Source organism: Kyrpidia spormannii (assembly GCF_002804065.1).
In the GTDB taxonomy this organism is placed as follows: domain Bacteria; phylum Bacillota; class Bacilli; order Kyrpidiales; family Kyrpidiaceae; genus Kyrpidia; species Kyrpidia spormannii.
In genome coordinates, this window is the sequence record NZ_CP024955.1 from 137,981 (window position 1) to 152,596 (window position 14,616).

Here is a 14,616-nt window from a genome sequence, read left to right on the forward strand (position 1 = left end):
AGAAGCCCAGGGAAAAGGGAGGAACGCTCCTTGTTGGACGTCAACAACTTCGAGTTCATGAAGATCGGCCTGGCATCGCCGGAAAAGATTCGCTCGTGGTCGCACGGTGAAGTCAAAAAACCCGAGACGATCAATTACCGCACCCTGAAACCGGAAAAAGAGGGTCTCTTTTGCGAGAAGATTTTCGGGCCGACCCGGGATTGGGAGTGCCACTGTGGCAAATACAAACGGGTTCGATACAAAGGGGTGGTTTGCGACCGCTGCGGCGTGGAAGTCACCCGGGCGAAAGTCCGGCGGGAGCGGATGGGACATATCGAGCTGGCGGCGCCGGTTTCGCATATTTGGTATTTCAAGGGGATCCCCAGCCGGATGGGCTTGGTGTTGGATATGTCCCCCAGGGCCCTGGAGGAGGTCATTTATTTCGCCTCCTATGTCGTGACCGATCCTGGAGACACGCCTCTTGAGAAAAAACAACTTCTTTCGGAAAAGGAGTACCGCAGCTACCGGGAGAAATACGGGTATGCCTTTGAGGCGGGGATGGGTGCAGAAGCGATCAAAAAGCTTCTCCAAGAGATCGATTTAGACAAAGAAGCGGAGCAGCTCAAAGAAGAGCTCCGCACCGCCCAAGGTCAGCGCCGGAACCGGGCCATCAAGCGCCTGGAGGTGGTGGAGGCCTTCCGCCAGTCCGGCAATCGCCCGGAGTGGATGATCCTCGACGTGCTGCCGGTCATTCCGCCGGAGTTGCGCCCAATGGTGCAACTGGACGGGGGCAGATTTGCAACGTCCGATTTGAACGATCTGTACCGGCGGGTGATCAACCGGAACAACCGGCTCAAGCGGCTGCTGGACCTGGGGGCTCCAGACATTATCGTTCAAAACGAAAAACGGATGCTTCAGGAAGCGGTGGACGCCCTCATCGACAATGGGCGCCGGGGTCGGCCGGTGACAGGGCCGGGGAATCGACCGCTGAAATCCCTCTCCCATATGCTGAAAGGGAAGCAAGGGAGGTTCCGGCAGAATCTTCTCGGCAAGCGCGTCGATTATTCCGGACGCTCGGTGATCGTAGTGGGCCCAGAGTTGAAGATGTACCAATGCGGTCTTCCCAAGGAGATGGCCCTGGAGCTGTTCAAACCTTTTGTGATGAAAGAACTGGTGAGTCAGGGGCTGGCCCACAACATTAAGAGTGCGAAACGGAAAGTGGAGCGCGTCTCTCCCGAGGTGTGGGATGTGTTGGAGGACGTAATCCGGGAGCATCCCGTCCTGTTGAACCGCGCGCCCACCTTGCATCGCCTGGGCATTCAAGCCTTTGAACCCGTATTGGTGGAGGGGCGGGCCATCAAGCTCCACCCGCTGGTGTGCACCGCGTACAACGCCGACTTTGACGGGGACCAGATGGCTGTCCACGTGCCGCTTTCGGCGGAAGCCCAGGCCGAGGCGAGAATTCTGATGTTGGCGGCCCATAACATTTTAAACCCGAAAGACGGGAAGCCAGTGGTCACGCCAACCCAGGATATGGTTCTGGGAAGTTATTACCTGACCATTGAAAAGGAGGGCGGGAAAGGCGAAGGGCGGATTTTCGCCGATCCCAATGAGGCGATCGCTGCCTATGAGCGGGGCATCGTTGGATTGCACAGCCGCATTGCCCTGCCGGCCGCTTCTCTCAACAAGACGTCATTTACCGCGGCTCAACAGGACGCCCTGTTGATTACGACGGTGGGGAAGCTGATCTTTAATGAGATTTTCCCGGCGGATTTTCCGTACATCAATACCGGGAGTAAGGAAAATCTGCTCAAGGGGACTCCGGATCGCTACTTTATTTTCGAAAAAGGCGCGGATTTGCCGGCCCGAATTCGCGACTTGAATGTGGCCGATTCCCAAGCTGTTGTAAAGGGCTATCTCGGTTCGATCATCGCCGATTGTTTCCGAAGATACGGGACCACGGAGACCGCCGTGATCCTGGACCGCATCAAGAAACTCGGATTTCATTATTCCACCAAGGCGGGTATTACCATCTCCGTGGCGGACATCACCGTTCCCAAGGAGAAGGAAGAGATTCTCGCCGAGGCTGAAAAGAACGTGCAGGTGGTCCAGAATCAGTACCGCCGGGGCTTGATCACCGAGGATGAACGGTACGGACGGGTGATCTCCATCTGGGGGAGGGCGAAAGACGATCTGACCGACGTCTTGATGCGCTCCTTGGATCGCTTTAACCCGATCTATATGATGGCCAACTCCGGTGCACGAGGTAACGTGTCCCAGATCACGCAACTGGCCGGGATGCGCGGGCTGATGGCCAATCCTTCGGGGCGGATCATCGAGTTGCCGATTAAATCGAACTTCCGGGAAGGCCTTACGGTGTTGGAGTATTTTATTTCTACTCACGGAGCCCGGAAAGGTCTCGCGGACACAGCCCTGCGGACGGCAGACTCGGGGTACTTGACCCGGCGCCTGGTGGATGTCGCCCAAGATGTCATCGTTCGAGAGGAAGACTGCGGCACCGACAAGGGGTTTGAAGTGGATGAGATTCGGGATGGTCGGGAAGTTATCGAAGACCTGTTCGATCGGATCAATGGGCGAGTGGCGTTTCAGAATGTCCATCACCCGGAGACCGGCGAGATCATCGTCCATCGCAACGAGTTGCTTGATGAAGACAAAGCGCGGGCCATCGTTGAAGCGGGCATCCGGAAGGTCGTCATTCGGACGGTCTTGACCTGCCGCACGAAACATGGGGTGTGTGTGCGGTGTTACGGCCGGAATCTCGCCACGGGCAAGATGGTGGAGATCGGCGAGGCGGTGGGCATCATCGCCGCTCAGTCCATCGGGGAGCCCGGCACCCAGTTGACCATGCGGACGTTCCACACCGGTGGCGTGGCCGGGGACGATATCACGCAAGGTCTACCTCGCGTACAAGAGCTTTTTGAAGCGAGGAATCCCCGGGGCCAGGCGGTGATCACCGAGATTGATGGGACCGTGGCCGACATCCGGGACGGCAAAGACAAACGGGAGATCGAGATCGCGGGCGAAAAGGAAACGAAGGTGTACGCGGTACCCTATGGGTCCCGGATCCGGGTGACCGTGGGTCAAACGGTGGAGGCCGGGGACGAGTTGATCGAAGGGTCCGTCGATCCCAAGGATATGCTCCGGGTCAAAGGACTGAAGGGGGTCCAGAATTACCTTCTCCGGGAAGTCCAGCGCGTCTACCGGCTTCAGGGGGTAGACATCAATGACAAGCATGTCGAGGTTATGATTCGCCAGATGCTGCGCAAGGTTCGAATTGTGGATAGCGGGGATACCGATCTGCTTCCGGGGACTTACGTTGATCTCCGGGATTACGAGGAAGCGAACCGCCAGGCCTTTGCCAGCGGTCTCGAACCGGCGATTGCCCGCCCGGCTCTCCTCGGGATCACCAAGGCTTCTCTGGAGACCGATTCCTTCTTGTCGGCGGCGTCATTCCAAGAGACGACCCGGGTCCTCACCGATGCGGCGATCAAAGGAAAGGTTGACCGGCTGCTTGGGTTGAAGGAAAACGTGATCATCGGGAAGTTGGTCCCAGCGGGGACGGGAATGGCGCGCTACCGGGGCTTGACATTGGAGGAGGAGGCACTGCCGGAGCCGGCGGTGGAAGATGAAGAAAACCCCGGCTGGGAAGAGGGCGTCGAGGCAGAAACCGTCACGGAATAAACGGGATTCACAAGTTGACACCGCTTGACGCCGGGTGCTAATATATCTAAGTGTGTCCACGGCCGGTGTCTGAGGAGGCGGTTGGATGCCTTATGACCGATTAAAGCGCGCCAAACGGATCGTCATCGGCACCAATCAAACTCTCAAAGCTTTACAGGAGAAGAGTCCCGTTGAGGTTTACGTGGCAAAGGACGCCGACCGGCATGTGGTGGCGCGCGTGGTGGCGTTGTGTGAGCAAAAGCAAGTGAGCCTCGTATGGGTCGATTCCATGAAACAACTTGGCAAAGCCTGTGGAATTGACGTGGGTGCGGCCGCCGCGGCGATCATCGAAGAGAACTCGACTTGAAGGTCTCTTCCTGATCATGGGGCGGCGGCCAGGCGGGCCCGGCGGGGCCTTGCTGAGGATCTCCCGCCGGGCGCGGGGCTGACCGATGGATCGTGAATGCGGGAAGGAGGTGTCGGCATGCCGACCATTAATCAATTGGTGCGCCAAGGGCGCAAGATGGTGGAGAAAAAGTCCACTGCACCCGCGTTGTTGAAGGGATACAATACCTTCACAAAGGAGGAGACGGATCTTCCTTCTCCTCAGAAACGCGGCGTATGCACCCGTGTCGGCACGATGACGCCGAAAAAGCCGAATTCGGCGCTGCGAAAGTACGCCCGGGTTCGCTTGACAAACGGGATTGAAGTGACAGCCTATATTCCCGGGGTTGGTCACAACCTTCAAGAACACTCGGTCGTTCTCGTCCGGGGTGGCCGGGTCAAAGATCTCCCGGGTGTGCGGTACCATATCGTGCGGGGAACGTTGGATGCAGCCGGCGTGAAAGATCGGATGCAAGGACGGTCCAAGTACGGTGCGAAACGGCCAAAGCAAAAGTGATGAGCGTATGAAGGCGGGAAGGAGGGATCAATATGCCGAGAAAAGGACCGGTGCCCCAGAGGGATGTCATGCCGGACCCGATATACGATAGCAAGCTCGTAACCCGCCTCATCAATAAAGTCATGATGGACGGCAAAAGGGGTCTGGCGGAACGGATCGTCTACGGCGCCTTTGACCTGGTCCGGGAACGGACGGGCCGGGATCCGCTGGAAGTGTTCGAACAGGCGGTGAAAAACACAATGCCCGTCTTGGAGGTTAAAGCTCGAAGGGTCGGAGGGGCGAACTACCAAGTTCCCGTCGAGGTCCGCCCGGAGCGGCGGGTGACCTTGAGCCTGCGGTGGTTGGTGAATTACGCGCGGGAACGCAACGAAAAGTCGATGCAAGAGCGACTCGCCAATGAGATTCTCGATGCGGCCAACGGGGCTGGTGGCGCGGTGAAGAAAAAGGACGACACCCACCGGATGGCGGAGGCGAACAAAGCTTTTGCACATTACCGATGGTGATTCGGGGTTACCCCATAGCCTTCGGGTGATGTCAAGGGTGATCAGTTTGATAACCGGTGGAGCCGGCGTGAATCTGTAAAGAAAGGGGGACATGGGATGGCCAGGGAATTCCCGCTGGAGAAAACGCGGAACATCGGTATCATGGCCCACATTGACGCGGGAAAAACCACGACCACGGAGCGGATTCTGTTTTACACCGGCCGGGTGCACAAGATCGGTGAGGTCCATGAAGGCGCTGCCACCATGGACTGGATGGTCCAAGAGCAGGAGCGAGGGATCACCATTACGTCCGCCGCTACGACGTGCCAATGGAAGGGTCACCGCATTAACATTATCGACACGCCCGGACACGTGGACTTTACCGTCGAGGTGGAACGCTCACTCCGGGTACTCGACGGCGCTGTTGGCGTATTTTGCGCCAAAGGCGGCGTTGAACCCCAGTCCGAGACGGTGTGGCGCCAAGCAGACAAGTACCATGTTCCGCGCATCGCGTATGTGAACAAGATGGACATCATCGGCGCGGATTTCTATCGTGCCGTGAGTCAGATGAAGGAACGGCTGGGAGCCAACGCTGTCCCTATTCAACTCCCCATCGGGGCGGAGGATACCTTTGAAGGGATGATTGACCTCGTCGGCATGCAGGCGTATTACTACCTCGATGATCTCGGTACCCGCAGTGAAGCCCGGGAGATCCCGGCGGAATACAAAGACCGGGCCGAGGAATATCGCCAGAACCTGCTGGAAGCCGTGGCTGAGGTCGATGAAGATTTGATGATGAAATACCTCGAGGGTGAGGAGATCACCGTCGATGAAATCAAAGGTGCTCTTAGGGCGGGAACGATTTCCGGAAAGATCGTTCCGGTGCTGTGCGGGTCTTCCTACCGGAACAAAGGGGTTCAGTTGTTGCTGGACGCCATTGTCGACTTCCTGCCATCTCCGGTGGATATTCCGCCGGTTCGTGGCACGGACTCAGAAGGGAACGAAGTGGAGCGCCATTCGGGCGATGACGAACCTTTTTCGGCCTTGGCCTTTAAGATCATGACCGACCCCTATGTTGGCAAATTGGCGTTCTTCCGGGTGTACTCCGGGACCCTAAGTTCTGGGTCCTATGTCCTAAACTCCACAAAAAACAAACGGGAGCGGATCGGGCGCATCGTTCGGATGCACGCGAATCACCGGGAGGACATCGACACGGTGTACGCGGGGGATATCGCGGCCGCCGTTGGCTTGAAGGATACATCTACCGGGGACACTCTTTGCGACGATAAGAATGTCGTCATCCTGGAATCGATGGAATTTCCTGAGCCGGTCATTCGGGTCGCCATTGAGCCGAAAACCAAGGCAGACCAAGATAAGATGGGGCTAGCCCTTCAAAAGCTGGCGGAAGAAGACCCCACCTTCCGGACCTGGACGGACCAGGAGACGGGGCAAACGATTATTGCCGGCATGGGAGAACTCCACTTGGAGATCATCGTCGATCGCCTGCAGCGGGAGTTCAAAGTCGAGGCCAACGTGGGTAAACCCCAGGTGGCTTATAAGGAAACCATCCGGAAGAAAGTCAAGGTGGAAGGCAAGTTCGTCCGTCAATCCGGTGGACGCGGTCAGTACGGCCACGTTTGGCTCGAACTCGAACCTCTTGAGCGCGGCCAGGGCTACGTGTTCGAGAACAAGATTGTCGGCGGCGTGGTCCCCAAGGAATACGTTCCGGCTGTGGATGAAGGGATCCAGGAGGCCATGCAAAACGGCGTGGTCGCGGGGTATCCGCTTATCGATATGAAGGCGACCTTGGTGGATGGGTCCTATCACGATGTCGACTCTTCGGAGATGGCCTTCAAGATTGCAGGCTCCATGGCGCTGAAATCAGGCGCTGCCAAGGCAGACCCCTATCTCCTCGAACCGATCATGAAGGTCGAGGTCATTGTGCCGGAGGAGTATATGGGGGATATCATGGGCGACATCAATTCCCGGCGGGGGCGCATCGAAGGGATGGAGACCCGGGCCGGTGCCCAAGTGATTCGTGGTTACGTCCCCTTGGCGGAGATGTTCGGCTACGCGACCAACCTGCGTTCCCGAACTCAAGGCCGGGGCGTTTACAGTATGGAGTTTTACAGCTACGAGGAAGTACCCAAGTCTGTGGCCCAGGAGATCATCGCCAAATCTAAGGGCGAATGAGCTTCACCAAACGATTATCACAAGAGGGAGTTGAAACCCATGGCGAAACAAAAGTACGAGCGCACCAAGCCCCACGTCAATATCGGGACGATCGGTCACGTCGACCACGGCAAGACTACGCTGACCGCGGCGATCACTGCCGTGTTGGCGAAACACGGGCGCGCCCAAGCCACGAAGTATGATGAGATCGACAAGGCCCCGGAGGAAAAGGAACGCGGCATTACCATCAATACCGCTCACGTGGAGTATGAGACCGAGAAGCGGCACTATGCCCACGTGGACTGCCCGGGACACGCGGACTATGTGAAGAACATGATCACCGGAGCCGCTCAGATGGACGGTGCCATCCTGGTGGTGTCGGCGGCGGATGGCCCGATGCCTCAGACCCGGGAACACATCCTCCTGGCGCGACAGGTTGGCGTGCCCTACATCGTCGTCTTCCTGAACAAATGCGACATGGTGGATGACGAGGAGCTGTTGGAACTGGTTGAAATGGAGGTCCGGGATCTGCTCAACGAATATGAGTTCCCCGGCGATGACGTCCCGGTGATTCGGGGTTCTGCGCTCAAGGCGCTCGAAGATCCCAACGGCCCCTGGGCGGATAAGATCGAAGAGCTCATGAACGCTGTCGATGAATACATTCCGACCCCCGAGCGGGAAGTCGATAAACCCTTCCTGATGCCGGTGGAAGACGTGTTCACGATCACCGGCCGCGGAACGGTGGCCACGGGCAGGGTCGAGCGCGGGAAGGTCAAAGTCGGGGATGAGGTCGAGATCGTCGGTCTGCGGGAAGAGCCGAAGAAAACTGTCGTTACCGGCGTAGAGATGTTCCGGAAACTGCTTGATGAAGCGGTGGCCGGCGATAACATCGGCGTTCTGCTGCGCGGTGTTGATCGCAAAGAGGTGGAGCGCGGCCAGGTGTTAGTGAAACCCGGGAGCATCAAACCTCACACCAAATTCCGGGCTCAGGTCTATGTCCTGACCAAGGAGGAAGGCGGCCGGCACACCCCGTTCTTTAACGGGTATCGCCCGCAGTTCTATTTTCGGACCACGGACGTGACCGGCGTTGTCAAACTCCCCGAAGGCACCGAGATGGTTATGCCGGGGGATAACGTCACGATGGAAGTGGAACTGATTAGCCAGATCGCCCTGGAGGAAGGAACCCGCTTTGCCATTCGGGAAGGCGGCCGAACGGTGGGGGCTGGGGCCGTCACGGCGATCCTGCAATAAGTGGCGGGTCGGAAACGGTCGGGCCTTCGGGCCCGACTTTTTCCTGCCGTCCGCAACCCATGAGCAGTTTCAAGGGGGTTGACGCCTCTTTATCTCTTTTGTGGCTGAAAGATTTCGGTTGAGTTTCACGGAGGCCTTATAGTATAATTTCGACTGTTGGGCACTTGCTGCGATGAAGCAAAAGGTTGCCGATGTGCCAGGCCATATGGGCACCAATCGGGGAATTTTTGCGGAGTAGGTCCAGAGGATTGGGCGACAAAGGAGGGATACTCATATGGCGAAGCAAAAGATTCGAATCCGCCTCAAAGCCTTTGACCATCGTATTCTCGATCAGTCTGCGGAGAAGATCGTCGAGACGGCCAAACGGTCTGGCGCAGGAGTTTCGGGACCCGTGCCGCTGCCCACAGAGCGGTCGGTGATCACCATTCTCCGGGCTCCCCACAAGTATAAGGACTCCCGGGAGCAGTTCGAAATGCGGACTCATAAACGGCTGATCGACATCGTCAACCCCACGCCTCAGACGGTGGATGCGCTGATGCGACTGGATCTGCCATCCGGCGTGGACATTGAGATCAAACTCTGACGAACTCCGCAAGGTCGAGGAGGTGGAATCATGAAAGGTATCTTGGGACGGAAACTCGGTATGACCCAGGTGTTCCGGGAGGATGGACGCGTGGTCCCGGTCACCGTCATCGAAGCGGGTCCATGCATTGTCCTGCAAAAGAAAACCGTGGAAACCGACGGGTATGTGGCGATCCAGTTGGGGTTTGCCGACAAAAAGGGCCGGCGGGCAAACCGGCCGGAGACTGGCCACGCAGCCAAGTCCGGGGCAACTCCGAAGAAATATATTCGCGAGATCCGCAATGTCGATATCGCGGAATATGAAGTGGGACAGGAACTGCGGGCGGACGTTTTCGCTCCGGGGGAACTGGTGGACGTCACCGGGATCTCCAAAGGTAAAGGCTACGCGGGCGCGATCAAGCGCCACAATCAGGCACGCGGCCCCATGGCCCACGGCTCAAAATATCACCGGGGCGTAGGTTCCCTGGGCTCCATTGCGCCCAACCGGGTGTTTAAGGGCCAGACCCTGCCCGGCCGAATGGGCGGAGAGCGGGTGACCGTTCAAAACCTTGAAGTGATCCAAGCCGATCCAGAGCGCAACCTGCTCCTTGTAAAAGGTGCGGTACCGGGCCCCCGGAACAGCTATGTGATCGTGAAATCGGCGGTCAAAGCAACGGTGAAGTGAATACACCCGGAAAGGAGGAAAGTCCAGTGCCAAAAGTTGCAGTATACAATGCGGCGGGAGAACAGGTCGGCGAACTTGAGCTATCGGAAAAAGTGTTCGGAGTGGACGTCAAGCCGGCCGTGCTTCACCAGGCGGTGGTGGCTCAGTTGGCCAACGCGAGACAAGGCACCCGGGCCACCAAGAACCGAGCGTTGGTACGCGGTGGCGGGCGCAAGCCATGGCGCCAAAAAGGGACGGGCCGGGCCCGGCAAGGCAGCATTCGCGCGCCGCAATGGGTGGGGGGCGGCACGGTTTTTGGACCCCAGCCCCGGGATTTTTCAATGCGGCTGCCCAAGAAGCTCCGCCGTCTGGCGATTCGCGGCGCCCTCAGCTCGAAGGTGTCCGAGGGTAGCCTGATCGTCCTGGATTCCATCCCGATCGAGGCCCCGAAAACCAAAGAAATGATCCGGATCCTGTCTAATCTGAAAGTGCCGGGCAAGGCGCTGGTGGTCGGAGAAGGCCTCAACCAGCCCGCATACCTGTCAGCCCGGAACATCCCGGGTGTGAAATACCTCCCGGCGACGGATATCAATGTGGTCGATCTTTTACACCACGATCACCTCGTTGTCACGACGGGCGCTGTAAAGCGGATCGAGGAGGTGTTCGCCTGATGAAAAGCCCCTATGACATCATCCTTCGGCCGGTGGTCACCGAGGAAAGTACCGATCAGATGGCTTTGCGAAAATATACCTTCTTTGTGGACCCGCGGGCGAACAAAGTGGAGATCAAAAAAGCGGTGGAAGCGATCTTTGATGTGAAGGTCGCGAAGGTCAACACGATCCGCGTACCCGGCAAAAAGAAGCGTTACGGGCGGCACACCGGGTATACGGCAGAGCGGAAGAAGGCCGTGGTCACTTTGACGGAGGACTCGAAGGAGATCAAGATCTTTGACGGAGCGTGATCCGATCCCCACAGAAAAGGAGGGAGTCTAGATGCCGATTAAAAAGTTCAAACCGACCTCTGCCGGCCGGCGATTCATGACGGTGTCGACTTTTGAGGAAATTACCACCGACGAACCGGAACGGTCACTGCTCGTTCCCCTGAAAAAGCACGCAGGTCGCAACAACCAAGGCAGGCTGACCGTTCGTCATCGGGGCGGGGGCACAAAGCGAAAATATCGCATCATTGATTTTAAACGCGACAAGGATGGCATTCCCGGCCGCGTTGCTTCGATTGAATACGATCCAAACCGATCCGCCAACATTGCTCTCATCCATTATGCGGATGGCGAGAAACGGTACATTCTCGCTCCTCACGGTTTGTCCGTGGGAGACACGATCCACTCCGGGCCGCAGGCGGACATCAAAGTGGGGAATGCTTTGCCATTGGCGAACATCCCGGTGGGTACCATTATCCACAACATCGAGTTAAAACCGGGGGCTGGCGGTCAGTTGGTGAGGGCTGCAGGTACCGAGGCCCAACTCCTGGCAAAAGAAGGAGCCTATGCCCATGTTCGGCTGGCCTCCGGAGAAGTGCGGTTGATCCGATTGGAGTGCCGGGCGACGATCGGCCAAGTCGGCAATCTCGATCACGAGAATGTGAGCATCGGCAAAGCCGGGCGATCCCGCTGGATGGGTAAACGGCCGACGGTCCGGGGTGTCGTGATGAATCCCGTGGATCACCCCCACGGTGGCGGTGAAGGGCGATCCCCCATCGGCCGCAAAGCGCCGGTCAGCCCTTGGGGTAAACCCACTCTCGGCAAAAAGACCCGCAAGAAGAACAAGCCAAGCGATCAGTACATTGTCCGTCCTCGCAAGAAATGAGGTCATCGGATCGGTCGGATCAATAGGAAAGGAGGCGGAAGGATGGGGCGGTCCTTAAAGAAAGGTCCTTTTTGCGACGCGTATCTCCTGAAGAAGATCGAGGAGATGAACGCGAAAGGGGAGAAGAAGGTCATCAAAACCTGGTCCCGGCGGTCGACCATTTTTCCACAATTCGTAGGCCACACCCTCGCGGTGCACGACGGCCGCAAGCATGTGCCGGTGTACATTACCGAGGACATGGTCGGCCATAAGCTGGGAGAATTTGCGCCGACCAGGACGTACAAGGGACATGCAGGAGACGAAAAGTCGTCCCGCAGTCGGTAACCCACGATGACGGAAGGAGGGGAAGAGGATGGAAGCGACAGCAGTGGCGAGGTATATTCGTATCTCGCCGCGCAAAGCCCGCCTCGTTGTGGATCTGATCCGCGGAAAGTCGGTGGGCGAAGCGCTGGCAATTCTGAAGCACACCCCCAAGGCGGCCTCGCCGGTGGTGGAAAAAGTGCTCCGCTCGGCCGTAGCCAATGCCGAACACAATTACGACATGGACGTCGAGCGGCTGTATATCAGCAAAATCTGCGTCGATCCAGGCCCCACGTTAAAGCGGTTTCAGCCGCACGCCCAAGGTCGTGCTTTTCCGATTCACAAGCGCACGAGCCACATCACAGTGGTCGTCAGTGAGAAAAAGGAGGGATAGAACTGCATGGGGCAAAAGGTGAGTCCGGTCGGGCTGCGCATTGGAATCATTCGTGACTGGGAATCGAAATGGTACGCCGGGAAGAAGGAATACGGGAAGCTCCTTCTCGAAGACGTAAAAATTCGCGACTATATTTTTAAGCGGTTGAAAGATGCCGCGGTCTCCGCGGTGGAGATCGAGCGGGCGGCTAACCGCGTGAACATCACTGTTCACACGGCGAAGCCTGGGATGGTTATCGGCAAAGGCGGAACCGAGGTCGAAGCTCTGCGGGCGGCGTTGGCGCACATGACCGGAAAACGGGTACACATCAATATCGCCGAGGTGAAAAACCCGGAGTTGTCCGCCAAGCTCGTCGCAGAGAACGTGGCTTCCCAATTGGAACGACGCGTGGCGTTCCGCCGGGCCATGAAGCAGGCGATCCAGCGCACAATGCGAGCCGGGGCGAAGGGTGTGAAAATCCAGGTCTCCGGGCGGCTGGCCGGAGCTGAGATCGCCCGTACTGAAGGGTATTCTGAAGGGACGGTCCCCCTTCACACTCTGCGCGCCGATATCGATTATGCGTTGGCCGAGGCCCACACCACGTATGGGCGGATTGGTGTAAAGGTGTGGATTTATCGCGGAGAGATTCTTCCGGTTAAAGGGGACCGGAACGCGGAGAAGTCGAGCGGAGAGGAAGGGGGCAAGTAGAGATGCTAATGCCCAAGCGCGTCAAACATCGGAAAGAACAGCGCGGGCGCCTGAAAGGCCGATCGAAGGGCGGCAACGAGATTGCCTTTGGCGAATACGGCCTTCAGGCTTTGGAACCTGCGTGGATCACCAACCGGCAGATCGAGGCGGCGCGAATTGCTATGACCCGTTATATCCGCCGGGGCGGAAAAGTGTGGATCAAGATCTTCCCGGCCAAGCCCGTGACGAAAAAGCCGGCGGAGACCCGTATGGGAAGCGGAAAAGGTTCCCCGGAGCAGTGGGTTGCCGTGGTGAAGCCTGGGCGCATCCTGTTTGAGCTGGCCGGCGTTCCGGAAGAAGTGGCGAAGGAAGCGATGCGCCTCGCTTCTCACAAGCTCCCCATCAAGACGAAGTTTGTGACCCGGGGTGAAATGGGTGGTGACAGCCATGAAGCCTAAGGACTTGCGGCACCTGAGCGATGATGAGATTCAGGATAAGGTCAATGACCTCAAGGAGGAACTGTTCAACCTGCGGTTTCAATTGGCAACGGGACAGCTCGACAACCCCATGCGGATTCGGCAGGTAAAAAAGGACATTGCCCGGGCGAAGACGATCCTTCGGGAAAGGGAACTCGGGATTCGCTGAGGCGGAAAGGGGGAGCAAGGTGAGCGAAGAGCGGAATCAGCGCAAGACCAGGATTGGCAAGGTCGTCAGCGACAAGATGGATAAAACCATTGTCGTGGCGGTGGTCCAGAGCGTGACCCACCCACTGTACGGGAAAACCGTAAAGCGGACGACCAAGTTTAAGGCGCACGATGAGAATAACGAGGCCAGGATCGGGGACACTGTCAAGATTATGGAGACCCGGCCCCTTTCCAAGGAGAAGCGTTGGCGCCTCGTGGAAATTTTGGAGCGGGCGGAAGTCCTGTAATCCTCGCTTGGGAAAGGAGGAGGTTCGATGATTCAGCCGCAAACCAGACTGGTGGTAGCCGACAATTCCGGGGCCAAGGAGATCATGTGTTTCCGGGTTCTTGGCGGTTCAAACAGGAAGACGGCGAACATCGGCGATATCATTGTTGCCTCGGTGAAAAGTGCAACACCCGGCGGCGTTGTCAAAAAAGGAGATGTGGTCAAGGCGGTGATCGTGCGATCCCGACGGGGAGTGCGACGGGCGGACGGCAGTTATATCCGCTTTGACGAAAACGCAGCGGTGATCATTCGAGAAGACAAGAGTCCTCGGGGCACGCGGATTTTTGGGCCGGTGGCCCGAGAGCTCCGAGATCGGGATTTCATGAAGATCATTTCACTGGCTCCGGAAGTGTTGTAACAAGAGCCTTGCCCGACCAGGGTATCGACCCCGGATGGGGAAGGAACGAGGAGGTGTGGTGGCGGGATGTCCCAAACCAAGATGCGGATCAAGAAGGGCGACATGGTGGCGGTGATCGCTGGCAAGGACAAAGGGAAAAAGGGCCGGGTGCTGGCGGCTTATCCGAAAAGGCAGAGGGTGCTGGTGGAAGGCGTGAACATGGTCAAGCGCCATATGAAGCCAAACCCCACTTATCCCCAGGGAGGCATCATCTCCAAGGAAGCTCCCCTTCACGTTTCAAACGTGATGATCGTGGACCCGAAAACCGGCGAACCGACTCGGGTGGGGATGAAGATCCTTGCGGACGGCAAAAAGGTCCGGTACGCGAAGAAGTCCGGTGAAATCCTAGATAAGTGATCGGCGAAAGGAGGGTGTG

General features: G+C 57.8%; 19 protein-coding genes. All 19 read left to right on the top strand.

Going from position 1 to position 14,616, the window contains the following annotated elements:
• The first annotated feature begins 30 nt into the window (after positions 1–30).
• The 19 genes from rpoC (at position 31) to rplX (ending at position 14,597) form a co-directional block, all read left to right on the top strand.
• On the top strand, positions 31–3,681 hold the full coding sequence (gene rpoC, locus CVV65_RS00750; RefSeq protein WP_100666543.1) for a DNA-directed RNA polymerase subunit beta': 3,651 nt from the start codon (positions 31–33) through the stop codon (positions 3,679–3,681).
• A gap of 85 nt (positions 3,682–3,766) precedes the next feature.
• The gene (locus CVV65_RS00755) at positions 3,767–4,027 is read left to right on the top strand and encodes a 50S ribosomal protein L7ae-like protein (RefSeq protein WP_100666544.1); all 261 of its coding nucleotides are present in this window, start codon (positions 3,767–3,769) and stop codon (positions 4,025–4,027) included.
• Positions 4,028–4,144: 117 nt separating this feature from the next.
• Complete coding sequence (gene rpsL, locus CVV65_RS00760; protein WP_100666545.1) at positions 4,145–4,561, top strand: 30S ribosomal protein S12; 417 nt, start codon at positions 4,145–4,147, stop codon at positions 4,559–4,561.
• 32 nt (positions 4,562–4,593) lie between these two features.
• Positions 4,594–5,064, top strand: a complete 471-nt coding sequence (rpsG, locus tag CVV65_RS00765; RefSeq protein WP_100666546.1) for a 30S ribosomal protein S7 — start codon at positions 4,594–4,596, stop codon at positions 5,062–5,064.
• A 96-nt stretch (positions 5,065–5,160) separates the two neighbouring features.
• Complete coding sequence (fusA, locus tag CVV65_RS00770; protein ID WP_100666547.1) at positions 5,161–7,236, top strand: elongation factor G; 2,076 nt, start codon at positions 5,161–5,163, stop codon at positions 7,234–7,236.
• Between the two features lie 39 nt (positions 7,237–7,275).
• Positions 7,276–8,466 carry an elongation factor Tu gene (gene tuf / locus CVV65_RS00775; protein ID WP_013074222.1) on the top strand — a complete coding sequence of 397 codons (1,191 nt, stop codon included), beginning with the start codon at positions 7,276–7,278 and terminating at the stop codon, positions 8,464–8,466.
• A 274-nt stretch (positions 8,467–8,740) separates the two neighbouring features.
• Positions 8,741–9,049 carry a 30S ribosomal protein S10 gene (gene rpsJ, locus CVV65_RS00780; RefSeq protein ID WP_013074223.1) on the top strand — a complete coding sequence of 103 codons (309 nt, stop codon included), beginning with the start codon at positions 8,741–8,743 and terminating at the stop codon, positions 9,047–9,049.
• Between the two features lie 27 nt (positions 9,050–9,076).
• Positions 9,077–9,712: a 50S ribosomal protein L3 gene (gene rplC / locus CVV65_RS00785; RefSeq protein ID WP_100666548.1), complete on the top strand. Its 636-nt coding sequence runs from the start codon at positions 9,077–9,079 to the stop codon at positions 9,710–9,712.
• A gap of 26 nt (positions 9,713–9,738) precedes the next feature.
• On the top strand, positions 9,739–10,362 hold the full coding sequence (rplD, locus tag CVV65_RS00790; RefSeq protein WP_100666549.1) for a 50S ribosomal protein L4: 624 nt from the start codon (positions 9,739–9,741) through the stop codon (positions 10,360–10,362).
• Positions 10,362–10,652 carry a 50S ribosomal protein L23 gene (gene rplW / locus CVV65_RS00795; RefSeq protein ID WP_100666550.1) on the top strand — a complete coding sequence of 97 codons (291 nt, stop codon included), beginning with the start codon at positions 10,362–10,364 and terminating at the stop codon, positions 10,650–10,652. Before rplD ends, rplW begins: the two co-directional genes overlap by 1 nt.
• A 31-nt stretch (positions 10,653–10,683) precedes the next feature.
• Positions 10,684–11,514 (top strand): 50S ribosomal protein L2, encoded by an 831-nt coding sequence (rplB, locus tag CVV65_RS00800; protein ID WP_100666551.1) that lies wholly within the window; start codon positions 10,684–10,686, stop codon positions 11,512–11,514.
• Positions 11,515–11,556: 42 nt separating this feature from the next.
• Positions 11,557–11,838 (top strand): 30S ribosomal protein S19, encoded by a 282-nt coding sequence (gene rpsS / locus CVV65_RS00805; RefSeq protein ID WP_013074228.1) that lies wholly within the window; start codon positions 11,557–11,559, stop codon positions 11,836–11,838.
• A 28-nt stretch (positions 11,839–11,866) separates the two neighbouring features.
• Positions 11,867–12,208 carry a 50S ribosomal protein L22 gene (rplV, locus tag CVV65_RS00810; RefSeq protein ID WP_013074229.1) on the top strand — a complete coding sequence of 114 codons (342 nt, stop codon included), beginning with the start codon at positions 11,867–11,869 and terminating at the stop codon, positions 12,206–12,208.
• A 6-nt stretch (positions 12,209–12,214) separates the two neighbouring features.
• Positions 12,215–12,895, top strand: a complete 681-nt coding sequence (rpsC, locus tag CVV65_RS00815; protein ID WP_013074230.1) for a 30S ribosomal protein S3 — start codon at positions 12,215–12,217, stop codon at positions 12,893–12,895.
• A 2-nt stretch (positions 12,896–12,897) separates the two neighbouring features.
• Complete coding sequence (rplP, locus tag CVV65_RS00820) at positions 12,898–13,332, top strand: 50S ribosomal protein L16 (protein ID WP_100666552.1); 435 nt, start codon at positions 12,898–12,900, stop codon at positions 13,330–13,332.
• Positions 13,322–13,519, top strand: coding sequence for a 50S ribosomal protein L29 (gene rpmC / locus CVV65_RS00825; RefSeq protein ID WP_013074232.1), 198 nt, complete (start codon positions 13,322–13,324; stop codon positions 13,517–13,519). Before rplP ends, rpmC begins: the two co-directional genes overlap by 11 nt.
• Positions 13,520–13,538: 19 nt before the next feature.
• A complete protein-coding gene (rpsQ, locus tag CVV65_RS00830) occupies positions 13,539–13,805 on the top strand; it encodes a 30S ribosomal protein S17 (RefSeq protein WP_100666553.1) in 267 nt (88 codons plus the stop codon).
• Between the two features lie 27 nt (positions 13,806–13,832).
• Positions 13,833–14,201, top strand: coding sequence for a 50S ribosomal protein L14 (rplN, locus tag CVV65_RS00835; RefSeq protein ID WP_100666554.1), 369 nt, complete (start codon positions 13,833–13,835; stop codon positions 14,199–14,201).
• Positions 14,202–14,282: 81 nt separating this feature from the next.
• Positions 14,283–14,597, top strand: coding sequence for a 50S ribosomal protein L24 (rplX, locus tag CVV65_RS00840; RefSeq protein ID WP_133121347.1), 315 nt, complete (start codon positions 14,283–14,285; stop codon positions 14,595–14,597).
• The last annotated feature ends 19 nt before the right edge of the window (positions 14,598–14,616 follow it).